The organism is Pseudomonas sp. No.21 (genome assembly GCF_054558415.1).
This window is the reverse complement of sequence record NZ_BAAJNO010000010.1, coordinates 207,319-233,424: the sequence shown is the minus strand read 5'-3', so window position 1 is coordinate 233,424 and position 26,106 is coordinate 207,319. Positions and strand designations below refer to the sequence as shown.

Annotated in this window: 10 protein-coding genes; 3 read left to right on the top strand and 7 right to left on the bottom strand. The window is 67.6% G+C overall.

Annotated elements, in window-relative coordinates; all coding sequences use genetic code 11:
• Positions 1–41: 41 nt before the first annotated feature.
• Together ACYJSS_RS21805 and ACYJSS_RS21800 are read left to right on the top strand one after the other, a co-directional pair.
• On the top strand, positions 42–16,100 hold the full coding sequence (locus ACYJSS_RS21805; RefSeq protein WP_459480514.1) for a retention module-containing protein: 16,059 nt from the start codon (positions 42–44) through the stop codon (positions 16,098–16,100).
• Between the two features lie 135 nt (positions 16,101–16,235).
• Positions 16,236–16,574: a tryptophan synthase subunit beta gene (locus ACYJSS_RS21800; RefSeq protein ID WP_111261256.1), complete on the top strand. Its 339-nt coding sequence runs from the start codon at positions 16,236–16,238 to the stop codon at positions 16,572–16,574.
• Between the two features lie 40 nt (positions 16,575–16,614).
• Here the strand turns inward: ACYJSS_RS21800 and ACYJSS_RS21795 are convergent, their stop codons facing one another.
• The 6 genes from ACYJSS_RS21795 to ACYJSS_RS21770 all read right to left on the bottom strand — a co-directional run bounded on the left by ACYJSS_RS21795 (position 16,615) and on the right by ACYJSS_RS21770 (position 24,400).
• Complete coding sequence (locus tag ACYJSS_RS21795) at positions 16,615–17,586, bottom strand: aldo/keto reductase (RefSeq protein WP_236204999.1); 972 nt, start codon at positions 17,584–17,586, stop codon at positions 16,615–16,617.
• 111 nt (positions 17,587–17,697) lie between these two features.
• Positions 17,698–19,647, bottom strand: coding sequence for a cyclic di-GMP receptor LapD (lapD, locus tag ACYJSS_RS21790; protein ID WP_111261254.1), 1,950 nt, complete (start codon positions 19,645–19,647; stop codon positions 17,698–17,700).
• A gap of 10 nt (positions 19,648–19,657) precedes the next feature.
• Positions 19,658–20,290 (bottom strand): cysteine protease LapG, encoded by a 633-nt coding sequence (gene lapG / locus ACYJSS_RS21785; RefSeq protein WP_236205044.1) that lies wholly within the window; start codon positions 20,288–20,290, stop codon positions 19,658–19,660.
• Positions 20,291–20,847: 557 nt separating this feature from the next.
• Complete coding sequence (locus ACYJSS_RS21780) at positions 20,848–21,093, bottom strand: DUF1145 domain-containing protein (RefSeq protein ID WP_111261253.1); 246 nt, start codon at positions 21,091–21,093, stop codon at positions 20,848–20,850.
• 97 nt (positions 21,094–21,190) lie between these two features.
• Complete coding sequence (locus tag ACYJSS_RS21775; protein ID WP_236204998.1) at positions 21,191–22,564, bottom strand: DUF1254 domain-containing protein; 1,374 nt, start codon at positions 22,562–22,564, stop codon at positions 21,191–21,193.
• A 48-nt stretch (positions 22,565–22,612) separates the two neighbouring features.
• Positions 22,613–24,400 carry an alkyl/aryl-sulfatase gene (locus tag ACYJSS_RS21770; protein WP_111261251.1) on the bottom strand — a complete coding sequence of 596 codons (1,788 nt, stop codon included), beginning with the start codon at positions 24,398–24,400 and terminating at the stop codon, positions 22,613–22,615.
• 96 nt (positions 24,401–24,496) lie between these two features.
• Between ACYJSS_RS21770 and ACYJSS_RS21765 the strand changes: the two genes are divergently transcribed.
• Positions 24,497–25,402: a LysR family transcriptional regulator gene (locus ACYJSS_RS21765; protein WP_111261250.1), complete on the top strand. Its 906-nt coding sequence runs from the start codon at positions 24,497–24,499 to the stop codon at positions 25,400–25,402.
• A gap of 129 nt (positions 25,403–25,531) precedes the next feature.
• On the opposite strand, the gene ACYJSS_RS21760 is transcribed toward ACYJSS_RS21765, so the two are convergent.
• Entirely contained in the window at positions 25,532–26,053 is a 522-nt protein-coding gene (locus ACYJSS_RS21760; RefSeq protein WP_111261249.1) for a hypothetical protein, read from the bottom strand.
• Positions 26,054–26,106 lie beyond the last annotated feature (53 nt).

The window sequence follows — 26,106 nt, the reverse complement described above, 5'->3', positions numbered from 1 at the left end:
CAGCACGCCGAAGCTAGAGCCAAACCAGGAGAGTCACCCCAATGAGCAGTGTCGTTGCAATCGTCAAGAGCGTTGTCGGCCAAGTTGTTGCAGTCTCCCCGGAGGGTGTGCAACGCCAGCTCATAGAGGGTGATCGTATCTTCCAGGGCGAGCAGCTGGTCACCGGCGCGGCGGGCATGGTCACCCTCGAACTGCCTGACGGCAAGCTGGTCGACCTGGGTCGCGACACTCAGTGGAGCGGCGCCGACATCGCGCCCCAGGGCACCGACGAGAAGCCGGCCAGCCAGGCGCCCAGCGCCGAGGAACTGCAGAAGGCCATCGCCGCCGGCGTCGACCCGACCCAGGCCTTCGAAGCCACCGCGGCCGGTGCCCCCGCCGCTGGCGGCGCGGCAGGTGGTGGTGCTGCGGGCGGCAGCCACAGCTTCGTCCTGCTCGATGCCACCGGCGAGCGCGTCGACCCCAACGTCGGCTTCGAGACCCAGGGCCTGGCCTTCCAGGGCGCCGCCGACGGCGACACCCAGGACCCGCTGCAGAACGTCGCCCCCGAGTTCACCGACGGCTCCGGCGCGCCGATCACCACCTTCAACCTGGTCACCGACGAAGACATCCCGCTCAGCGGCACCTTCACCAGCCGTGACGCCAATGGCGATCTTGTGACCTTCTCCGTCACCCGCGGCCCGGCCAATGGCACCCTGGCACTGAACCCCGACGGCACCTGGACCTACACCCCGAGCCAGGACTACAACGGCAGCGACAGCTTCGAAGTGACCGTGAGCGACAGCCGCGGCGCCTCCACCCCGCTGACCGTCAACGTCGGCATCAACCCGGTCAACGACGCCCCCGTCGCCACCGGCACCTATGAGGCCAGCGTCGACGACAGCGCCGCCGCCGACACCTTCGCCGACATCAAGGGCCAACTGGCCGCCACCGACGTCGACGACACCAACCTGACCTGGAGCGGCAGCGCCAAGGGCGCCTACGGCGAACTGACCGTCAACGCCGACGGCAGCTACACCTACGTGGTCGACGCCGCCAAGGTGAATGGCCTGGCCCTGGGCGAGACCGCGAGCGAAAACTTCACCGTGACCGTGAAGGACCCCTCCGGCGCCAGCGACACCCGCGTCATCACCATCAACTTCACCGGCACCAACGACACCCCGATCGCCACCGCCACCAGCGCGGCGGTCACCGAAGACCAGAGCATCACCGGCAACCTGGTGGCCACCGACGCCGACAAGGGCGCGACCCTGTCCTATGCCATCGACGGCAAGGCCCCGGCCGGCTTCACCCTGAACACCGATGGCAGCTGGACCTTCAACGCCGGCGACGCCGCCTACCAGTCTTTGGCCGAAGGCCAGACCACCACCCTCACCATCGCCTACATCGTCACCGACGAGCACGGCGCCCAGGCCACCAACACCCTGACCGTGACCGTCACCGGGGTGAACGACCCGGCCATCCTCGGCAGCGCCGACGTGCAGTTGACCGAGACCAACGATGCGCTGAGCACCGGCGGCACCCTGTCCATCAGCGATGTCGACAGCCCCAACACCTTCGTCGCCCAGACCAACGTCGCCGGCACCTACGGCACCTTCAACATCGACGCCGCCGGCAACTGGACCTATGTCGCCAACTCGGCCTACAACGAGCTGAACGTCGGCCAGTCCTACAGCGAATCCTTCAAGGTGGTCTCCGCCGACGGCACCCAGACCAGCGTCACCGTGACCATCAACGGCACCAACGACGCCGCCGTCCTCAGCAGCGCCGACGTGCAGCTGACCGAGACCAACGCCCCGGCCACCGCCAATGGCACCCTGACCATCAGCGATGTCGACAACCCCGCCACCTTCGTCGCCCAGAGCAACGTCGCCGGCACCTATGGCAGCTTCAGCATCGGCACCGATGGCAAGTGGACCTACACCGCCAGCTCCGCCTACAACGAGCTGAACGTCGGCGACAAGCTGACCGAGACCTTCGAGGTCTCCGCCGCCGACGGCACCAAGACCAGCGTCACCGTCACCATCAACGGCACCAACGATGCGCCGGTGGGCGTGGCCGACAAGGTCACCCTGGCCGAAGACAGCGTCGCAACCGGCAACGTGCTGAGCAACGACACCGACGTCGACAACAGCAGCCTGACCGTCACCAAGTTCAGCCTGACCAACCTGCCCTTCGTCAGCTTCAAGGCCGGCGAGACCGCCGACCTGGTCATCGGCAAGCTGACCATCAAGGCCAACGGCGACTTCACCTTCACCCCGGCCAAGGACTACAACGGCCCGGTGCCGTCCATCACCTACACCCTGAGCGATGGCAGCGCCACCAGCACCGCCACCCTCACCTTCGACATCACCCCGGTCAACGACGCCCCGGTCAACACCGTCCCCGGCGCCCAGTCCCTGAACGAAGACAGCAGCAAGACCTTCAGCCTGCTGAGCGGCAACAGCATCGCGGTGCGGGACGTGGACGGCGACCAGCTCACCACCACCCTCTCCGTCGAACACGGCGCGCTGACCCTCGGCCCGCTGAGCGGCGGCGTGTCCTTCAGCGGCAACGGCACCGGCAGCATCACCCTGGTGGGCAGCCAGGCGGCCATCAACGCCGCCCTGCAGGGCCTGAAGTACGTCCCGGCCAAGGACTACAACGGCCAGGACACCCTGACCATCAACACCACCGACGGCAAGCTGAGCGACAGCGACAGCGTCACCCTCAACATCAAGCCGGTGAACGACGCGCCGGTGGCCACCCCCACCAGCGAGGCCACCCGCGAAGACGCGCCCGTGATCGGCGGCAAGCTGGCCGCCACCGACGTCGACGGCGACACCCTGACCTACAGCTCCAAGGGCGCCCTCCCCGGCGGCTTCACCCTCAATACCGATGGCACCTGGACCCTGGACCCGAGCCACGCCGACTACCAGCACCTGGCCGAAGGCAAGTCCACCACCCTGACCATCAACTTCACCGCCACCGACGGCAAGCTCTCCAGCAGCAGCACGCTGACCATCACCGTCACCGGCGTGAACGACAAGCCGACCATCACCGCCGCCACCGCCGCCGCCAATGAAGGCGACGGCCAGATCAACGGCCAGATCGCCGCCGCCGACGTCGATGACGGCGCCGTCCTCGCCTTCAGCACCACCGCCAATGTCGCCGGCCTCACCCTGGGCAGCGACGGCAAGTGGACCTTCGACGCCAGCAACGCCGCCTACGACTACCTCAAAGGTGGCGAGCAACTGGTCATCACGGTACCGGTCACCGTCACCGACGAGCACGGCGCCACCGCCGACAGCACCCTGACCATCACCCTCACCGGCACCAACGACGCGCCGGTGGCCAATGCCGTCAGCGCCTCGGGCAACGAAGACCAGGCCGCGCGCATCCAGGTGAACCTGTCCGGCAGCGATGTCGACGGCACCGTCACCGGCTACACCATCGGCTCCGTACCGGCCAACGGCACCCTCTACGCCGGTGCCAACGGCGGTACCGCCCTGAAGGCCGGCGACAGCGTCACCGGCCCGGTGTACTTCGTCCCGGCCAAGGACTGGAACGGCACCACCACCTTCGAATACAGCGCCGTCGACAACAACGGCGCCGTGTCCGCCAGCAAGGCCACCGCCACCATTACCGTCGCCCCGGTCAACGACCGCCCGGTCGGCGTCAACGACAGCGTCACCCTGAACGAAGACCAGACCGCCACCGGCAACGTCCTGGCCAACGACAAGGACGTGGACGGCGACGCCCTGGTGGTCACCAAGTTCAGCATCACCGGCCTCCCCTTCGTCAGCGCCAATGCGGGCGGGACCATCGACCTGCTGGGCACCGGCAAGCTGACCATCAAGGCCAACGGTGACTTCACCTTCGAACCGGCCAAGGACTACAACGGCCCGGTCCCGAGCGTCACCTACACCCTGAGCGACGGCAGCCTCACCAGCACCGCCACCCTCAAGTTCGACATCACCCCGGTCAACGACGCCCCGGTCAACGCCACCCCGGGCGCCCAGACCCTGGCCGAGGACGGCAGCAAGGTCTTCAGCCTCTTCGGCAACAACAGCGTCAGCGTGAGCGACGTGGACGGCGACCAGCTGACCACCACCCTCAGCGTCGAGCACGGCGTGCTGAGCCTCGGCCCGATCCTCGCCAACGGCCTGACCTACAGCGGCAACGGCACCGGCAGCATCACCCTGTCCGGCTCCCAGGCGGCCATCAACGCCGCCCTGCAGGGCCTGAAGTACGTCCCGGCCGCCAACTACAACGGCCAGGACACCCTGACCCTCAGCACCAGCGACGGCAAGCTGAGCGACACCGACAGCATCACCCTCAACATCACCCCGGTGAACGACGCCCCGGTGGCCACCCCCACCAGCGACAGCACCGTCGAGGACGCCCCGGCCATCGGCGGCAAGCTCGCCGCCACCGATGTCGACGGCGACACCCTCACCTTCACCCTGAACAACCCCGCCCCGGCCGGCTTCAGCCTGAACGCCGACGGCAGCTGGACCTTCGACCCGAGCAACGCCGCCTACCAGGCCCTGGGCCAGGGCGAGCAACGGGTCATCCAGATCCCCTTCACCGCCACCGACGGCAAGCTCTCCAGCGGCAGCACCCTGACCATCACCGTCACCGGCGTCAACGACGCCCCGGTGGTGAGCGGCGCCATCACCCACGGCACCAACGAAGATGCCGCCGGCCAGGTGATCGACCTCCTGGCCAAGGCCGGTGATGCCGACGCCACGGACGTGCTCAGCGCCGTCAACGTCAGGGAAACCAGCGGCAACGACGCCAGCGGCGTCACCGTCCAGGGCAACACCCTGGTGGTCGACCCGTCCCGGTACAACTACCTGGCCAAGGGCGAGAGCGTCGTTCTGACCTACGAATACCAGGTCAGCGACGGCAAGGGCGGCCTGGTCACCACCAGCGCCACCGTCACCATCGACGGCGTCAACGACGCGCCGGTGGTCAGCAGCGCCATCGCCGTGGACAGCAACGAGGACGCCGCCTCCTTCAGCGTCGACCTGCTGGCCAACGCCAGCGACGTCGACCTCAGCGACGTCCTGGGCATCAGCAACTTCAAGCAGGTCGGCAGCGGCGACACCTCGGGCGTGACCCTCAGCGGCAGCGGCCTGCAGGTGAACCCGAACGCCTACAACTACCTCGCCGCCGGCGAGAAACTGGTGCTCACCTACAGCTACGACGTGGTCGACAACAACGGCGGCGTCACCCCCACCACCGCCACCCTCACCATCGAGGGCCGCAACGACGCCCCCGTGCTGGAAAGCACCGTGCAGAGCGGCAGCATCACCGAGCGCGCCGACGGCGTGCCCGGCGAGAACGCCGGCAGCCTGACCGCCAGCGGCGACTTCGGCTTCAGCGACGCCGACCTGAGCAACACCCACAGCATCGGCACCGAGCTGGTCAGCGCGAAGGACGGCAACGGCCAGACCGTCAACGTGCTGGGCAACCTCAGCGCCAGCATCAGCGATGCCGCCCAGGGCGACGGCCAGGGTTCCGTGCACTGGAACTACAGCGTCGCCGCCGGCGCGCTGGACTACCTGGGCGCCGGCGAGACCGTCACCCTGGTCTACCGCGTCACCGTCACCGACAGCAGCGGTGCCCCGGTCTCCCGTGACGTCACCATCACCCTCACCGGCAGCAACGACGCCCCGGTGGTGAGCGGTGTCGCCACCACCCTGACCCACGAAGACGCGTCCGCCTACAGCCTCGACCTGCTGCAGCACGCCTCCGACGAAGACGCCAACGACGTCCTCAGCGTCGGCAACCTCCAGCAGGTGGGCAGCGGCGATGCGTCCGGCGTCAGCTTCGACGCCGCCAGCAACAGCCTGAAGATCGACCCGTCCAAGTACGACTACCTGGCCGTGGGCGAGAAGGTCGTCCTCACCTACAGCTACGAAGTCAGCGACGGCCACGGCGGCGTCACCAGCGCCAACGCCTCGGTCACCATCGAGGGCCGCAACGACGCCCCGGTGGTCACCGACACCCGCGTCACCGTCGACGAGGAAAGCACCGGCACGGCGCTGAACATCGCCGCCCCGACCGACGTCGACACCAGCAACGTCCTGACCATCACCGTCAGCGGCCTGCCCACCGTGGGCACCGTGACCCTGGCCAACGGCATCCCGGTGACCAACGGCCAGACCCTGACCAGCGCCGAGCTGCAGGGCCTGAAGTACAACGGCCCGGCCGACTACAAGGCCGGCGACCCGGTTGGCGACTTCAAGTACAGCGTCAACGACGGCACCACCACCGTCGAAGGCAAGGTCACCCTGGGCGTCAACCCGATCAACGACGCGCCTGACGCCAACGACGACTTCGGCGTCATCGCCGGCCTCAAGGGCAACTACTACGCCTACCGTGAAGGCACCGACGGCGGCAACCTGGAGAACCTCGCCGGGGTCGCCGCCTTCATCGCCGGCCGCACCCCCAGCGCCACCTTCACCGCCACCGAGCTGAACTACGGCAACGGCGTGTCCAGCAACCTGGGCGGCGACCAGCAGCTGCAGAAATTCCTCGGCGCCGATGCCGGCTCCCTGAACACCGACCCGGCGAACAGCTCGGACGCCATCATCCAGCTCACCGGCCAGATCAGCCTCGCGGCCGGCACCTACCAGTTCAAGGTGACTGCCGACGACGGCTTCAGCATCGTCATCGACGGCAAGGTGGTCGCCGAGTACAACGGCAACCAGGGCCCGACCGCACGCGAATCGGCCACCTTCACCATTGCCGAAAGCGGTGCCCACAACATCCAGATCGTCTACTGGGACCAGGGCGGCCAGGCCCAGCTCAAGGTCGAACTGCGTCCGGAAGGCGGCACCTACACCGTGGTCGGCGGCAGCCAGCTGACCCAGGCCGGCAACGACGTACTGACCACCAACGAAGACCAGCCGCTGACCATCGAGCCCTCCACGCTGCTGGGCAACGACACCGACGTCGACGGCGACTCGCTGACCATCCTCAGTGTCCAGGGCGCCAAGAACGGCACCGTGGAGCTGGTCAACGGCAAGGTGGTGTTCACCCCTGCGCCCAACTTCAACGGCACCGGCTCCTTCACCTACACCGTGAGCGACGGCCACGGCGGCACCGATACCGCCACCGTCACCGTGGGCGTGAAGCCGGTGAACGATGCACCGGTGGCCGACAGCACCTCCCTCACAGTGGCGGAGGAAAGCGTCGGCACCAACCTGGGCCTGAAGGCCCCGACCGATGTCGATGGCAACCCGCTGACCATCAAGGTCACCGGCCTGCCGACCCTCGGCAGCGTGACCCTGGCCGACGGCACCGCCGTGACCAACGGCCAGAGCCTGACCAGCGCCCAGCTGCAAGGCCTGAAGTACAACGCCCCGGCCGACTACAGCGCCGGCCAGGCCGTGGGTTCCTTCACCTACAGCGTCAACGACGGCACCGCCACCGTGAACGGCCAGGTCACCCTGGGCGTCACTCCGGTGAACGATGCGCCGGTCGTCGACAGCACCAGCCTGACCGTCAACGAAGAAAGCATCGGCACCGACCTGGGCCTCAAGGCGCCGAGCGATGTCGATGGCGACAGCCTCACCATCACCGTCACCGGCCTGCCCACCGTGGGCACCGTGACCCTGGCCGACGGCACCGCCGTGACCAATGGCCAGAACCTGACCAGCGCCCAGCTGCAAGGCCTGAAGTACAACGCGCCGGCCGACTACAGCGCCGGCCAGGCCGTGGGCTCCTTCACCTACAGCGTCAATGACGGCACCGTCACCGTCAGCGGCCAGGTCGCCCTGGGCGTGAATCCGGTGAACGATGCGCCGGTCGCCGACAGCGCCAACCTGACCGTCAACGAAGAAAGCGTCGGCACCGACCTGGGCCTCAAGGCCCCGACCGACGCCGATGGCGACAGCCTCACCATCACCGTCACCGGCCTGCCCATCCTCGGCAGCGTGACCCTGGCAGACGGCACCGCCCTCATCAACGGCCAGACCCTCACCAGTGCCCAGCTGCAGGGCCTGAAGTACAACGCCCCGGCCGACTACAGCGCCGGCCAGGCCGTTGGCAGCTTCACCTACAGCGTCAACGACGGCACCGTCACCGTCAGCGGCCAGGTCGCCCTGGGCGTGAACCCGGTGAACGACCTGCCGGTGATGAACGACGCATCCGTCAACGTGGACGAAGACAGCAGCCTCACCAGCCAGCTGAACGCCACCGACGCCGATGGCGACACCCTGACCTACACCCTCAAGTCCGGCACCAGCAACGGTACGCTGGTCCTGGATACCGCCACCGGCGAGTACACCTACAAGCCCAACGCCAACTACAACGGTCCGGACTCCTTCACCGTCACCGTCAACGACGGCAAGGGCGGCGTGGTCGACGCCGTGGTGCAAATCACCGTCAACCCGATCAACGACGCGCCGACCGCCAACCCGGCCAACCTGAGCACCGCCGAGGACACGCCGATCAACGGCAAGGTGGATGCCCGCGACATCGACGGCGATACCCTCACCTACCGCATCGCCAGCGGCAATGGCCCGCAGAACGGCACGCTCACCCTCTTCTCCGACGGCAGCTACAGCTACCGGCCGAACAAGGACTACAACGGGCCCGATGCCTTCACCGTCACCATCAGCGACGGCAAGGGCGGCACCACCACCAGCCTCATCAGCATCAACGTGACCCCGGTCAACGATGCACCGGTCACCGCTGACCAGGCCAAGGAAACCGACGAAGACCAGAGCGTCAGCGGCAAGATCGTCGCCACCGACGTGGAAGGCGACAAGCTGACCTACATCATCCAGAGCGGTGTCGACCACGGCTCCCTGCTGCTCAACACCGTCACCGGCGAGTACACCTACACGCCGAACAAGGACTACAACGGCAACGACACCTTCACCATCCGCGTCTATGACGCCAAAGGCGCCTACGCCGACTCCGTGGTGAGCGTGAAGGTCAACCCGGTCAACGACGCACCGGTGAGCAGCCCGTCCAGCATCAGCACCAACGAAGACACCCCGATCGACGGCCGGATCGTCGCCCGCGATGCCGATGGCGACGCCCTCACCTACAGCATCGCCAACGGCAACGGCCCGCAGCATGGCACCGTCACCCTCAACGCCGACGGCAGCTACACCTATCAGCCGGGCAAGGACTTCAACGGCAGCGACGCCTTCACCGTCACCATCGACGATGGCAACGGCGGCACCACCACCAGCGTGGTCAGCGTCACCGTCAAGCCGGTCAACGACGCCCCGGTCACCGCCGACCAGGCCAAGGAAACCGATGAAGACCAGAGCGTCAGCGGCAAGATCGTCGCCAGCGACGTGGACGGCGACAAGCTGACCTACACCATCCAGGCCGGCGTCGACCACGGCTCCCTGCTGCTCAACACCGTCACCGGCGAGTACACCTACACGCCGAACAAAGACTTCAACGGCACCGACACCTTCACCATCCGGGTCTACGATCCGAAGCTCGGCTATGCCGACTCCGTGGTGACCATCAAGGTCAACCCGGTCAACGACGCACCGACCAGCACCCCGTCCAGCGTCAGCACCGACGAGGACACCCCGATCGACGGCAAGGTCACCGCCCGTGACGTCGACGGCGACACCCTCACCTACAGCATCGCCAACGGCAACGGCCCGCAGCACGGCACCGTAACCCTCAACGCCGACGGCACCTACACCTACCAGCCCGCCAAGGACTTCAACGGCAGCGATGCCTTCACCGTCACCATCAGTGATGGCAACGGCGGCACCACCACCAGCGTGGTCAGCGTCACCGTCAAGCCGGTCAACGATGCCCCCGTCGCGCCCGACAGCACCGCCAGCGTGGACGAGGACGGCACCCTGACCAGCCGCATCACCGCCACCGATGCGGAAGGCGACAGCCTCACCTACACCCTGAAGACCGGCACCGCCAACGGCACCCTGGTGCTCAATCCGAGCACCGGCGAGTACACCTACAAGCCCAACGGCGACTACAACGGGCCGGACAGCTTCGTGGTCACCGTCAGCGACGGCAAGGGCGGCGTGGTCGACACCGTGGTCAACATCACCGTCAACCCGGTCAACGATGCCCCGACGGCGGCCAACGACACCGCCAGCACCCTGGAAGACTCCGCCGTCACCATCGACGTGCTGGCCAACGACCGCGACACCGACGGCGACAGCCTGACCCTGACCGGCGCCAACGCGCAGCACGGCAGCGTCAGCATCGTCGACGGCAAGCTGGTCTACACCCCCACCGGCAACTACAGCGGTGCGGACACCATCACCTACACCGTCACCGATGGTAAGGGCGGCAACAGCACCGCCACCGTCCAGGTCGGCATCCAGGCCGTGGCCGATGCCCCGAACCTCGGCGCCCAGGCACCCAGTGGCAACCCCGCCGCCACCGGCCTGCTGCAACAGAGCTGGAACAACCTGCCCCTGGGCAGCGGCGGCAACGGCGCCAACCCGGCCACCCTGAAGAGCACCATCGACGCCGCCGGCACCCCCGCCAGCAGCGGCAACCTGGCCGATGCCCACATCGACAGCGTCAACGCCGGCGTGGCCAACAAGCTCTCCGGCCTGATCTACCTCGAAGCCGGCCAGACCTACACCTTCAGCGGCTCGGGCGACGACAGCGTGCTCGTCTCCGTGGGCGGCACCACCGTGGCCAACGCCACCTGGGGCGGCTCCAGCGGCCAGTTCAGCGGCAGCTACACCGCCCAGCAGAGCGGCTACTACACCCTGGACATCTACCAGCACAACCAGAGCGGCCCGGGCACCCTGGACGTCAACGTCAAGGTCGGCAACGGCCCGGTGCAGGACCTGTCCAGCGCCAACGTGCAGCTCTACGCCAAGCCCAGCGACCTGGCCGGCAACGGCCTGCACCTGTCGGAGCTGCATGGCAGCGATGGCAAGGGCTACTACCAGCTCTACAACGTCAACGAAGGTGACGAGGACAGCAGCATCCCGCTGTCTCGCCTGACCGCCTCGCTGAAGGACACCGACGGCTCGGAAAGCCTCTCCGTGGGCATCTCGCAGATCCCAGAGGGCGCCACCCTGACCGACGGCGTGAACAGCTTCACCGCCACCAGCGGCAGCACCACCGCCGACATCAGCAGCTGGAACCTGGGCAACCTGAGCATCACCCCGCCGGCCAACTACAACGGCACCTTCGACCTGAAGGTCACCGCGACCGCTACCGAAGGGGCCAACGGCGACAAGGCCAGCACCAACCTGACCCTGCCGGTGACCGTGCACGCCGTGAATGACGCGCCCACCAGCGCCGACAACACCGTCAGCACCAACGAAGACACCCCGCGCAGCTTCACCAGCGGCGACTTCGCCTTCAACGATGTCGATACCGGCGACAGCCTCAAGGGCATCCGCATCAACAGCCTGCCGTCCAGCGGCAGCCTGAGCCTGGGCAACGAAGCCGTCACCGTCGGCATGATCATCACCGCGGCGCAGATCGCCTCCCTGGTCTACACCCCGGCAGCCAATGCCAACGGCAACAGCAGCTTCAGCTTCTCGGTGCAGGACCAGAGCGGCGCCTTCTCCACGCCCAACACCATGACCGTCCAGGTCGCGGCGTTGGACAGTGCCCCGGGCCTGGCCAACAGCACCGTGAGCTTCGCCGAGAACATCGCCTCCGGCAGCACCATCGCCGACCTCAGCGACCGCTTCACCGGCACCGACCAGGACCGTGATGGCGAGCCGCTGTTCTACAGCATCACCGGTGGCAACGACGCTGGCCTGTTCACCATCAACTCCAGCACCGGCGTGATCACCCTGGCCAGCGGCAAGACCCTGGACTACGAGACCGCCACCCAGCACCAGTTGCAGGTCAGCGCCACCGACGGCAAGACCCCGGTCTCCGCGACCGTCACCGTCGACGTCACCAACGTCAACGACAACGGCGTGGTCATCACCGACAGCAACGCCGCCGCCAACACCGTGGTCGAGAATGCCGCCAACGGTTCCACCGTCGGCCTGACCGTGAAGGGCACCGACGGCGACGCCGGCGCGACCATCACCCAATACGAGCTGACCGACAACGCCGGTGGCCGCTTCGCCATCAACGCCACCACCGGTGTGGTCACCGTGGCCGATGGCAGCAAACTCGACTACGAGGCCGCCACCAGCCACAACATCACCGTAAAAGTGACCAGCTCCGATGGCAGCACCAATTCCCAGGTGTTCACCATCAACCTGAGCAACATCAACGACAACGGCGTGGTCATCACCGACAGCAATGCCGCGGCCAACACGGTTGCCGAGAACGCTGCCAACGGCTCCACCGTCGGCCTGACCGTGAAGGGCACCGACGGCGATGCCGGCGCGACCATCACCAAGTACGAGCTGACCGACAACGCCGGTGGCCGCTTCGCCATCAACGCCACCACCGGTGTCGTCACCGTGGCCGATGGCAGCAAGCTCGACTACGAGGCCGCCACCAGCCACAACATCACCGTAAAAGTGACCAGCTCCGATGGCAGCACCAATTCCCAGGTGTTCACCATCAACCTGAGCAACGTCAACGACAACGGCGTGGTCATCACCGACAGCAATGCCGCGGCCAACACGGTGGCCGAGAACGCCGCCAACGGCTCCACCGTCGGCCTCACCGTACTGGGCACCGACGGCGACGCCGGCGCGACCATCACCAAGTACGAGCTGACCGACAACGCCGGTGGCCGCTTCGCCATCAACGCCACCACCGGTGTCGTCACCGTCGCCGACGGCAGCAAGCTCGACTACGAGGCGGCCACCAGCCACAACATCACCGTAAAAGTGACCAGCTCCGATGGCAGCACCAATTCCCAGGTGTTCACCATCAACCTGAGCAACATCAACGACAACGGCGTGGTCATCACCGACAGCAACGCCGCCGCCAACACCGTGGCCGAGAACGCCGCCAACGGCTCCACCGTCGGCCTCACCGTACTGGGCACCGACGGCGACGCCGGCGCGACCATCACCAAGTACGAGCTGACCGACAACGCCGGCGGCCGCTTCGCGATCAACGCCACCACCGGTGTCGTCACCGTGGCCGACGGCAGCAAGCTCGACTACGAGGCCGCCACCAGCCACAACATCACCGTAAAAGTGACCAGCTCCGATGGCAGCACCAATTCCCAGGTGTTCACCATCAACCTGAGCAACGTGAACGACAACGGCGTGACCCTCAGCGACTCCGACAGCGCCACCAATACCGTGGCCGAGAACGCCGCCACCGGCACCCGCGTGGGCGTCACCGCCCTCGGGGTGGACGGCGATGCCGGCACCAGCGTGACCTACGCGCTGACCGACAACGCCGGCGGCCGCTTCGCCATCAACGCCACCACCGGCGTCGTCACCGTCGCCGATGGCAGCAAACTCGACTACGAGGCGGCTACCAGCCACACCATCACCGTGCTGGCCACCAGCTCCGACGGCAGCACCCAGTCGGCGACCTACTCCATCGCCGTGACCAACGTCAACGAAGCCCCCGTGGTGGTCGCTGGCGCTGCGGTCACCGGCAACGAAGACACCCACTACGTCTTCACCTGGAGCGACTTCAAGGTCAGCGACGTGGACGCCAACAGCAGCCTGTCGATCAAGGTCGAGAGCCTGCCGGGCGAAGGCAAGCTGCAGGTCAAGGTGGGCAACACCTGGACCGATGTCAGCGCCAACACCACCGTCACCAAGTCGGTGATCGATGGCGGCGGCCTGCGCTTCGTGCCGGATTCCAACGAGTCCGGCCACGACAGCTTCGGCAGCAACGGTGTCGGCCTGAACAAGCAGACCTACGCCGAGTTCAAGTACAGCGGCAGCGACGGCAGCCTCAGCAGCGCCAGCAGCACCATGAGCATCGACATCGCGCCGGTGGCCGACGTCCCGACGCTCACCGTGAAGTCGGCGGCCGCGGCCAACCTGTTCACCACCACCTGGGAAAGCGCGCCGAACAGCGACAGCACTTCGCAGGACGTCACCAGTGCCACCTTCGAGAACTGGAGCCTGGTCACCACCGGCGATGTACGCAGTGGCGGCAGCAACGTGTTCGAAGTCTGGGCCAACGGCGACAGCATGCAGAACCAGGCCGGCAACATGGTCAACGTCAAGCTGCAGGGCACCGGCAACAACGACGCCCTGGAGCTCAACGACGCTGGCGGCAGCATGTCGCAGACCCTGGGCGTGACCCGCAACGTCGCCACCGAGGTCGGCAAGGTCTACGAGCTGAACATGGACTACGCCGGCCGCCTGGGCTTCGACACCAGCTTCACCAAGATCGCCGTCTACCTCGGCAATACCCTGGTGGGCGAATACGCCTCCACCAGCAGCCAGACCAGCCTGAACTGGGAGAACATCCACTTCAGCTTCGTCGGCACCGGCAATACCGAGGCCCTGACCATCAAGCTGGCCGGCACCTCCACCGACTCCAGTGGTCGTGGCGCGCTGATCGACAACATCACCCTCACCTCGTCCCAGGGCGTGGTGGCCGGCGATGGCGGCGTCAGCGGCAAGACCAGCATCGCCCTGGCCAACTACATCGGCGGCGCACTGACCGACACCGACGGTTCCGAAAGCCTGAGCTACCAGCTGAGCAACCTGTCCAACGGTTCGAGCATCGTCGTCGGCGGCACCACCCTCAGCGCGGTCAACGGCGTGTACACCCTCACCGCGGCCCAGCTGGCCACCGCCAAGCTGCAGGTTTCCGGTGACGTGCGCGGCGACATCGGCCTGGACGTCAAGGCGGTCAGCACCGAACCCAACGGCAGCACTGCCAGCACGGCGTCCCAGCACCTGACGCTGAACATCGTCGATGGCGGCGTGGAGCACACCAGCTACACCACCAACACCATCACCATGGCCGACACCACCGGCACCACCAGCCTGGGTGGCGGCCTGACCGGCGAGTACTGGGGCTACAGCGAGAACGGCACCAGCCGGCCGAACCTCACCACCCTGAGCCAGGTCGAGAACTACATCGAGGGCCGTTCCGGCAACAACAGCAGCCTGGTGGGTTCCAACACCAACGCGGCGAATGGCTCGGTCAATGCCACCTTCATCGCCAATGCCATCGACTACGGCCTGAAGAACGGCAGCCCGGTGTTCAGCGACGACCTGGGTGACAACCGCAACGTCAGCAACGGCACCACCATCGGCACATCCAACAACAGCCAGAACAACCTGTACGACTTCCTCACGGCAGCCAGTACCGGCAACGTCTCCAGCCTCAAGGCCGGCGGGTCGAACCTGGGTGACACCAGCGACGCCATCATCCGCGCCCACGGCTTCATCGACGTCGGCAACGGCGGAACCTACGACATCCGCATCACCGCGGACGACGGGTACCGCCTGCTGATCGACGGCCAGGACGTCGCCAACGCCGACAAGATCCAGTCCACCACCACCGACACCTACAAGAACGTCAGCCTCACCGGCGGCTTGCAGGCGCTGGAACTGCTGTACTGGGACCAGGGCGGCTCCGCCACCCTGAAGATCGAGCTCAAGCCCAGCGGCAGTGATGACTCGGCGTACAAGACCCTCGGTACCGGCGATTACCAGCTGTTCCAGGCCACCACCCTGTCCAGCGGCCAGGAATTCGTGGAAACCAGCACCGGCTGGGCGGTCCACACCATCCAGACCACCACCGGCACCGAAGCCAGCGACCTGATCAATGGCAGCAAGTACTCCGACATCATCAACGGCGGCAACGGCCACGACGTGCTCTATGGCAACGGTGGCCACGACCTGCTCAACGGTGGTGACGGCAACGACCTGCTGATCGGCGGCATCGGCAACGACACCCTCACCGGTGGCGCGGGCGCGGACGTCTTCATGTGGAAGGCGGGCGATGTCGGCAACGACGTGATCAAGGACTTCAACGCCTCCCAGGGCGACCGCATCGACCTCAGCGACCTGCTGCCCGATGCCGCGCACTCCGGCAACCTCCTCGATTACCTCAAGGTCGACACCGCCACCAGCACCCTGCAGGTGAGCACCACCGGCAACGTCAACAGCAGTGCCGATGTGACCATCAAGCTCGAAGGCGTGGACCTGACCCAGTACGGGTCCTCCTCCTCGCAGATCGTCAGCTCCCTGGTGGCCGGCTCCGATCCGCTGGTGAAGACCGAGCACCACTGATCCGCAGCCCCCCCTCCCCGTCGCCGCGAACCGGCGGCGGGGAGGCGCTCGGATCGCCACTGCCATTTTCCCCGCCCGCCTGCGCGTGTAGATTGCGCAGGTCTGCTCATGTCCTCAAGAAAAAGGGGGGTTCCCATGCTCTACGTGCAACAAGACGACCAGGGTCAACTGGTGCGTGTGGAAGCGGCCGAGTTCGAAGGCTCCACCGGCATGCTCCCCGCCGACGACCAGCGCGTGCTGGCCTGGTACTCCAACCAGACCGTCGAAGCCAGCCTGATGCAGCTCAAGCAGAGCGACCAGGAAATGATCCGCGTGCTGGAAGACCTCATCGGCCTGCTGATGACCAAGGGCGTGATCCGCATCACCGACCTGCCCCAGGCCGCGCAATCCAAGCTGCTCAGCCGCAACCAGGCCCGCGAGGCCCTGGGCGGCCTGAACCGCCTGATCAACGACGAGGAGTCCGGGGTCATCTGACCCGGTCCCCGCATCCCCCTTCGCAGCCGCTGCGCCGGTCCTACACCGGCAACGGCACGTCCGCGCCAACCAGCTCCTCCTCCCGTAGTGCCTGCCAGAACGCCCGAGGCACCTCGGCCTGCAGTTGCGCCATGTACTGCGCCGGGCGTGCCGGCGTCGCGGTGCCGGGAATCACCGACAGCACCGCCGGGTGGGCCAGGCAGAACTGCAGCGCCGCCGCCCGCGAATCGATGCCGAAGCGCGCGCACAGCGCCATCAGCCGCTGCGCACGCCCCCTCACCTCATCGGGAACGCGGTCGTACTCGTAGTGATCGCCCCCGGCCAGCACACCGGAATTGAACGGCCCGCCGACGACGATGCCCACGCCGCGTTCGATACAAACGGGGAATAGCGTCTCCAGCGCCTCGCGGTGGTCCAGCAGGCTGTAGCGCCCGGCCAGCAGGAACAGGTCCGGGTCGGCCTGCTCCAGCGCCAGCCGGCAGGGCTCAACAAGGTTCACACCCAGCCCCCAGCCCCGGATCAGGCCCTCCTCGCGCATCGCCGTCAGCTCCTTCGCAGCCCCCGCCATCGCCTCGGCGAAGTACTCGCGCCAGCGCGGGCCATGCTGGTCCTCGGATACGTCATGGATGAACACCAGGTCGATGCGCTCCACCCCCATGCGCACCAGGCTGTACTCCAGGGAGCGCCGCGCGCCGGCGGCGGAGTAATCGAGGATGCGCCGGTTGGGCAGCTCGTCGACGAAGGGCCGGGCGTTCTCCGGCGCGGCGGCGGGCTCCAGCACCCGACCCACCTTGGTGCTGAGCAGGTACTCGTTGCGTGGGCGGGAGCGCAGCAGCCGTCCGAAGCGCTCCTCCGCAAGGCCGGCGCCGTAGTGGGGAGAGGTGTCGAAATAGCGGAAACCGGCCTGCCAGGCCGCCACCAGCGTGGCGTCGGCCTGCTCCTCGGTGACCGGGTGGAACATGTTGCCGAGCGGCGCGCCGCCCAGCCCGATACGCGGCAGGTTGATACGCATGGGGCCCCCTGAAGTCCGTGATCCGGTGTACTTCAGGGGACCGGGTGAAACGCGGGATGGTTCAAGGCAACGGCCGGAAGGCGGGGCCGCGGCACCCGCCTACGCCCGGGATCAGCGCCAGGGAGCGGGAGCGCCGAACAGCTGGCCCTGTACGCCCTGGATGCCCATTTCCTGCAGCACCCGCAGCTCGCCCTCGGTCTCGACGCGCTCGGCGATCAGCGGCAGGTCGATGCTGTGGGCGGCGCGCTGCATGGCCTCGATGAACAGGCGCTTGTCGTTCTCCGCATCGATGGCGCGGATGTGGCTGCCGTCCACCTTCAGGTACGCCAGGCCCAGGCGCGCCAGGTTGCCGATCATGCTGAAACGGCCACCGAAGTGCTGCAGGCTGAGGGCGAAGCCCAGCTCGCGCAGGCGCCGGGTCAGGTCCTCCAGCACCGCCTGCTCGGGCAACTGGTCTTCCTCCAGTTCCAGGGTCAGGCGCGGGCCCAGCTGCGGGTTCTGGCGCAGCAGGTCGAGGGCACGGTTCAGCGCCTTCTCGTCACGCAGCAGCGCGCCGGAGAGATTCAGCGCCAGCATCTGGTCGTGGCCGGCCATCTGCGCCAGCACCAGCTCCAGCATCACCAGGTCGAGGCGCGCGGACCAGCCGAAGCGCTCCAGCCAGGGCAGGAAGCGCCCGGCGGGAATGCTCGCGCCCTGCTCGTCCGGCAGGCGCGAGAGCACCTTGTAGTGCAGCACCCGCGAGGGGTCGCGACTGGCCACCACCGGCTGGAAGAACAGCTGGAAGCGACCCTGGGCCAGGGCCTTGTCCAGCAGCGCGTGCCAGGCGTGACGGTCATCGCCGACGCTGCCGGCGCGGGTCTGCTCGATGCACGCCCAGGCGCGATCGGCCTGGCGCTCGGCCTGGGCCAGGGCCTCGTCGGCGAGCATCATCAGGTCCTGCTGCGCTTCGCCCGGGGCGAAGGGCACCAGGCCCATATGTGCCACCGGATGGGTGTCGGTGGCGCCGGTGCTGGCCAGGCTGGCCAGGGCGCCGTCGAGGCGGCTGGCCAGTTGCTCGGCCTCCTCGCGCACCAGGCCCGGCGCCAGCAGGATGAACTCGCCACCACGGCTGCGTGCCAGCAACTGGCCCGCGCCCTGCCCTGCGCTGTTGCGCACCAGTTGCTCGGCCACGGCCTTGAGCAACCGGTCAGTGCGCTGGCCACCCAGGCGCTGGTTGAGGCCGGCCAGGTCGTTGACCCGCAGCAGCAGCAGGTAGCCGCTGCTGGCCTGGTCCTCGGCGCTCAGGCGCGCGTGCAGCTGCATCTCGAAATAGCGGCGGTTGCCGAGGCCCGTGAGGCTGTCCTGGTAGGCCTCGTCGCGCAGGCGCTCGCTGCGCTCGGCCTGCTCCTGGAACAGCGCCTTGAGCTTCTCCACCATCTGGTTCATCGCCTGCACCACACGGCGCAGCTCCGGCGTGCGCGGCAGCTGCGGCAGGCTGAGGAACTCGCGGCGGGCGATGGCGTGGGACTGCTCCACCATGTAGTCCAGCGGGCGCAGCTGGCGGCGCAGCAGCACGGCACCGAGGCCGGCGCTGACCAGGCCGCAGAGCAGCAGCCAGCCGAGGCTGCCCAGGGCGCTCTGCCACAGCTTGGCGATGGCGAACATCGGGTGGCTCTGCACCTCGACCCGGGCCGCCTGGGTCCAGCCACGGCTGACGATGGCGTCGCCACCGGCCGACTCCAGGCCGATCAGCGAGACGAACCACTGGGGCACCTGGGCCGCCACCGCATCGGGCACGCCGGTACGCTCGACCATCACCTTGCCGGTGGCCATGTCGATCACGCGGATGCGTTCGAAATAGCCGCTGTCGAAGATCGAGCTGACCATCAGCTCGACCATCGCCGCATCGTCGATGTGCGGCGTCAGCGACAGGCCCAGCGCCGTCGCCGCATCCTGCGCATGGGAACGCAGCTGGTTGACGTACTGCTCGCGCGAGCTTTCCAGGCTGACCATGAAGCTGCCGCTGAAGGCGACGACCAGGAACAGGCAGATAGCGATCAACAACTGTTTGAACAGGGACATCTCGACTCCGCTATTCGCTCGTGGGAAAGCCTTCGGCTTTCATCTTTTTCAACAGGTCCTGCCAGCGGGACAGACGCTTGGCGTCGCCCACCTTCTTGCCGCCACCCTGGTTGCTCAGCCACAGGCCCTCGCCGTTGAAGGCGTAGACCGGCAACAGGTCACTGCGCTGGGAGGCCGGCAGGATGCTGCCAATCAGGTTGTCCAGCACCAGGGGCACCGCATCGGGCTTCTCGTAATAGGTCAGCACCATGTGCGCCTGGTTCAGGCGCAGCGCCTTGACGTAGGTGATGCGCAGCTTTTCCGCCGGCACCCCGAGGTGACGCAGGCTGATGTACTTGGCGATGGCGTAGTCCTCGCAATCGCCCGCGCCCCGGCGCAACGCCTCCACCGGCGTGGCCCAGTAGTCCACCTGGTTCCACAGGGCGAGGTCGTCGGTGAAGCGCAGCTTGGCGTTGAAGAAGCGGTTGACCTCCTTCAACTGCTCCGCCTCGCTGGCCCCCACCTGGCTGGCCAGCAGGCGCTGCCAGTCATCGATGCGCTGCTTGCCATCGCCCAGGGGACCATAGAGGGTTTCGGCGCGACGGCTGATCAGGGTGAAATCCCAATCCGCCTGCAGGGCTCCGGCCAGCAGGGTGAGCAGCAACAGCGAAACCGGGACCAGAACGCCCGGCGTACCGCCACTCCGCCATTTGCCGACACTGCTGAGCAAAATCCGATTTCCTGCCGATGGCGCCGCCACGCGGCCGCCGATAACGAGGCGCGAATGGTGCGGGCTGGAAGCGGAAAAAACAATGGCACAGTGCCCCTATCGGATCTGCGCCGTGCTCACCGCCATAGGGGTTTCAGTGCCATCGGAAAACACGGAGCCTCCGTAGGTTGGGTTGAGGTACGAAGCCCAACGCAGCAGGGTCGGGTGAGGCGATCGCCGGAAGAACGTGCAGGGCCGGGTGCACCGATTGGTGGAGGTAAAAAGCGACCTCCACCCTACGACATGCACAACACCGTGCCGGTGTAGGTCGGGTGCAACCCGACAAGGGCGTCGCACAACAACATCGCGGGTTTCACCCGCCCTACCGCCATATCCCAACCACCGTGCTGACCGGTGTGTAGGGTGGACGACGCTCTTTTCGTCCACCAGCGGTGCCACCGGGAGCACCCAGAGGTAGCCCGGGCTTCAGCCCGGGACCACGGGGCGACGGATCAACGCAACCCGCGCAGGTGCAGGAAGCCGAACAGCAGCACCTGGGTGCGGTCCAGCCAGGGGAAGGGACGGGCCTTGAGCTTGCGGTTGAACAGCGCGGCTTCGGCGACGTGGGCCACCAGCATCACCCCGGCGACCAGCAGCAGCGGGCGATGCAGCGGCTCGCCGAAGGGGTAGATGACATTGAGGATCGCCACCAGCCAGAACATGGCCAGGGCGCCCTTGGCGAACGACAGGACGTGCATAGGGGTTCTCCATTGCATGGGTTGAGCCCCGCAGTGTGCCGACTCCGGCCGCGCTCGCCTTCCGCACTTTCGTTGGGCAGGCGGCGCTGCCGGGCGATCAGTCGCCCTGCACCTGGATCGGCGGCATGCGCCAGCGCCCGTCGAGGATCTCCGCCTTCGGCCAGTACAGTCGGCCGGTGACGCTGAACGCGCCCTGCCCGGGAATCGGCAGCCAGTTGCCCTGCAATGCGCCGTCGGGTGCATCGCTTTGCAGCAGGATGTCGAGGGAGCCGTCGGGGTTGAAGGCCAGCGCATCGCGATCCCCCAGGGCGAAGCGGTTCAACGGGTTGGCCACCAGGAAGCCGTCGCCGTCGTAGACGGTCAGCGACCAGAAGGCACGTACCGGAGGCAGCGCGTCGGCGGCGAAGTGCAGGCGGTAGCGCCTGCCGCCCTGCAACGCTTCGCCCCGGCCATCCTTCACCGCGTTGGGGTAGATGGCGTCCTCCGCCAGGTTGGCGCCGAAACCGCCCATCGCCACCGCAGCGCGCAGGCCATGGTCCTCGCCGTAGCGACCGACCTGCATCGGCGGCACGCGCCAGCCGTCCTGCAACTGGGTCGGGTTGGCCAGGGCGTCGCGCACGCGGCGCTCGGCCAGCCAGATACCCAGGTTCACCGCCTGGTGCCGCCACCAGGGCCACTCCGCCACCGGCTGGCCCGGCTCGACACCGAGTGCCTGCAACTGCCGGAGCATGGGTGCATCGGCAGCGGCCGGCGGGTTGTCGGCCATCAGCGCCGCCAGGCGCTGGAAGAAGGCGCGGCCATCCAGCGCGCGCATCTGGAACAGCGGCGGCATCGACTTGCGCCCAGCGGCGGCCGGCGCCAGCGAGGCCTGTACCTGCCCGGGGCGCCATTGCGCCAGCGGCGTGAGGCTGATGCCGGCCTGGATCGCGTGGACGGTCGGGTAGTCCGCTACGCCGTTGGTCTGCACCCGGCCCAGCAGCCAGGCCATGCGCGTGGGCGCACGCAGCAGGCTGAAGCCCTCCGGCACCTGGCCCTGCCAGCGTGGCCCCACCAGCAGGTAGCGGCCGGCGGCATTGCCGGTGGTACGCGGCCCGAGGGAAGCGAAGACGTTGGTCCAGGCATCGAGGAACTGCATGACGTTGTAGCGCCCGGTGGCCGGCAGTTCGAACACCAGCGGCCCCTGTTCCAGGTCCAGCCAGGCCACCGAATAGAGGGTGTCGACGTTGGGCCGGACGATCTCGCGGAAGCCCGCATCGGGAAAGCGCGGCACGTGCATCAGGCGGTTGATCGGCGCCATGTCGGCGGTGAAGTTGTCGCGGGTGATCTCGGTGAGCACCAGCGGGTAGCCGTACAGGTAGCCCTGGGCGGCGGTGCGGATCAGCTCGCGCTGGCTGAACAGCAGCAGCGCGGGCAGGACGATGAGCAGGGTCAGCGCCAACAGTGCGCGACGAAGCAACGGAGAGGTCTTCATGGCGATCTCGTGGGCGGCGCCTGGCACGGCGCCGCCGGGTCGGGTGGGTCAGCGCACCGTCAGGGCGATGGGGGCGTCCTCGAAGTCGAAGCAACCGAGGAAGGTCTTGATGTCCAGCAGGTTGCCGTCGACCTTCACATCGCCCAGCAGCGCGCCCTTGAGCAGGCCGTTCTCGCCGCTGATCACGGTGTCGAGGTAGGTCTTGTCGAAGGTCAGCTTCAGCGTGGTGCCCTCGGGGATGCCACGGTGCAGCTGGGCCACGCCACGGCGCACTTCCAGCGCCCACTCCTCGCCGATGTCGGGGAAGACGAAGCCCAGGGTGAGGTTCACGTCGGTGCTCTTCTCCGGGTCGATGCGGGTCACCCAGTTCTGCAGGAAGATGCGCGCCGGCAGGTTCTTCAGCATGTCCGGCGAGAGGAAGGCGTTGCGCAGGCCCTGGGACATCTGCAGCGCGGCATCGCCGTCGAGCTTGCCCTCCAGCTCCATGGCGCTCATCAGGTACCAGTTGCGCCAGTTGATGTTCATGCTGGCGTAGCCCAGGCGACGGAAGCTGCGGGCCTTGATGTCGCGGGCGAGCGTGTCGTCGTGGTCGACGCGGATGGCGTAGCCGGCCAGCTCCGCCGCCCATTGCCAGTCGCCCTTCAGGTAGGCGTCGCCGGCGGCCAGCAGCAGCTTGTCGCGCCCGCCCATGAGGGCGATCAGGCGCTTGGCCTTCTCCGCCGGCGGGATCGGGTCGAGGTCCACCGGGTCGCCCTGGAACCAGCCCAGGTAGCCCTGGTAGATCTGCCGCACGCTGTGCTTCACGGTGCCGTAGTACTCGCGCAGGTAGGGCGTGTAGCCGGCCAGGTGCGGCGGCAGCTTGACCTTCTCCACCAGCTCGTCGGGGGTCAGGCCCTTGTTCATCCAGCGCACGGTCTGGTCATGGATGTAGGCGATGGCGTCGCGGGTCATGCGCAGCACCTCCTCCACCTTGTCGCGCCCGGACACCGGCTGGCCGTGCAGCGGCACCATGTAGTCGGCCTGGAAGGCGCGCAGCTTGTCGAGGCTCTGCACCCACACCACCGGGTCGCGGAACTTGGTGCCGCGCAGGGTGTGGACGTTGGGCAGGGTCGGGCCCTGGGTCACCTCGGCGCTGATCAGCACGCGGTTGTCTGGCAGGTAGAGGACGATCTCGTCCGGCGCCTCGCTGGGCACGTGGAGGAACTGCACCTTCAGCCCGGCGATGGTGGTATCGAGGGACTCCTTGAAGGTGATGGTCGGCGCGATGAAGGTGGAGGCGCCGCCGTGGGCCAGCGGGCCGAGGCCGGCGTTCATGTCCTTCTGGTCGGCCGGCGGCAGGGCCACGCCGAAGCTGTAGCCCGAGCGCATGCTGAGGATCGGGCCCACCAGCGCGCCCTGGGTCACCACGTTGTCCAGCAGAGTCTCCTGGGCGTAGATCTGCACCTCGCCGCTCCTGACCTGCTCCTCGCTGACGAAGCCCTTCACGCCGTTGATGTGGTCCGGGTGGAAGTGGGTGTAGACGATGGCCCTGATCGGCTTGGCGCTGATCTTGCGGAACTCCGCCAGCACCTTGCGCGACTGCTCGGCGGACTCGCCCGTATCGACGATGATCAGCCCCTCCGGCGCCTCGATCATCACGCTGTTGGCGAGGTTCCACCCCACCGCCGACCAGACGTTGTCGGCGATCTTGTAGACCTTCTCGTCGAAGTGGCGGGTGTGCTCGGCGAGCTCGGCGTTGATGCTCGGTTCCAGGGTCTCGTCGGGCAGCGCGGCGTCGGCGGCCCACGGCAGGGTGGCGGCCAGCAGCAGGCCGCCGAAGCGGGTGATGATGCGCATGGTGTCGGCTCGTTGTTGTTATGGGAGGCGACAGGCTGGCAGGCGCCGATCAATAATTCCAATGCATTCCCCTACCGGATTCGATGCGGAACACGCATGAACGACCTACGCCAGCTCCGCCACTTCGTCGCCCTCGCCGAACACGGCCACTTCGCCCGCGCGGCCGAGGCGGTCAACCTCAGCCAGCCGGCCCTGAGCCGCAGCATCCAGGCCCTGGAGGCCAGCCTCGGCTGCAGCCTGCTGGATCGCGGGCCACGGCAGATCACCCTCACCGCCCACGGCCGCCTGGTACTGGAGCACGCCCGGCGCCTGCTGGACGGCCGCCGGGCCCTGCACAGCGCCGTGGCCCAACTGGAGAACCTCGACAGCGGCGAGCTGCGCCTGGGTGCAGGCCCCTATCCCGCCGCGCGCCTGGTGCCGCGCGTGCTCGGCCGCTTCGCCGGGGCCCATCCGGGCGTGCAGGTGCAGTTGCGCATCGAGGACTGGCACGGCCTGCGCCACCAGTTGCTGGGGGACGCCATCGAGCTGTTCGTGGCGGATGTGCGCGAGTTCGAGGGCGACCCGCTGCTGCACATCACGCCCCTGCGGCGCCATGCCGGCACCCTCTTCTGCCGGCCGGGCCACCCGCTGCTGCGGCGGCCACGGCTAAGGGTCGAAGACCTGGCGGCCTACCCGCTGGCCGGCACCCAGCTGCCCGCAGAGGTGGCGCGGACCCTGGGCGCGCTGAACGACAAGGCGCAACCGCTGGGTATCGAGTGCAACAACTTCATGGTGCTCAAGGCGCTGGTGGCCGACAGCGAGGTGATCAGCATGGCGCCCTGGGACGTGCTCGCCGAAGACGTCGCCGCCGGCCGCCTGGCGGTTCTGCTGCCGGTGGACAACCAGGCCGCACGCTCGGCCTATGGCATCGTCAGCCACGCCGGGCGCAGCCTGTCGCCGGCGGCGCGGGCGATGGTGGAGTACCTGCTGGAAGAAGACGCCCAGCCCATTACCGGCTACTGACAACTCTCTGCGTTGCCATCGCTGCGTTGAAAACAGGCTCAAGACGCTCATCTACGGCTCGTAGACTCCGCTCTCTCACCTGTTTTCGCCTTGCGCTGACGGCCTCGCCGACGTTTCAGAGACCCCGCACTAGCGGCGGTTCTGCAGCGACCAGTCACTGCGGTGCGGGCGGATGGGGTTTTCGTGCGGGCGCACCTGGTAGGCCGGCGGCACGGCGTAGTTCGGGCGGCCGCCACCCTGGTTCCAGCCCTGCTGGGGCGGGCGGTTGCCGCCCCAGTTCTGCAGGCGCGGGGTGTAGTCGTGACGGCGCTCGTTCCAGTCCTGCCGGGGTTGGTTGCGGTTGTCCCAGCGACGCGAGTCGTGGCGGTCGTCATGGCGGTCGTAGCGATGGTCGTTGCGGCCGTCGTAGCGGCGGTCATGGCGCGGCGGCTGGTAGGGCTGCGGGCGCACCGGGTAGTAGCGCGGCTGATAGATGCGCTCGGTGCGGTAGTAGTAGGTCGGGGTGCCCTGGTAGTAGGTCGGCTGCTGCACCACATAGCCCCCACCGCCATAGCTGCGCGGATAGCCACGGTAATCGTCGTCGTAGTCGTAGACGGCACAACCACCCAGGGACAGGCCCAGCACAGCGATCAACATCGTTCGATAGGACATGGCGGCCTCCTTCGACCGCTGGGACGGTGCCAACGAATGTCGGCACCCGGGAT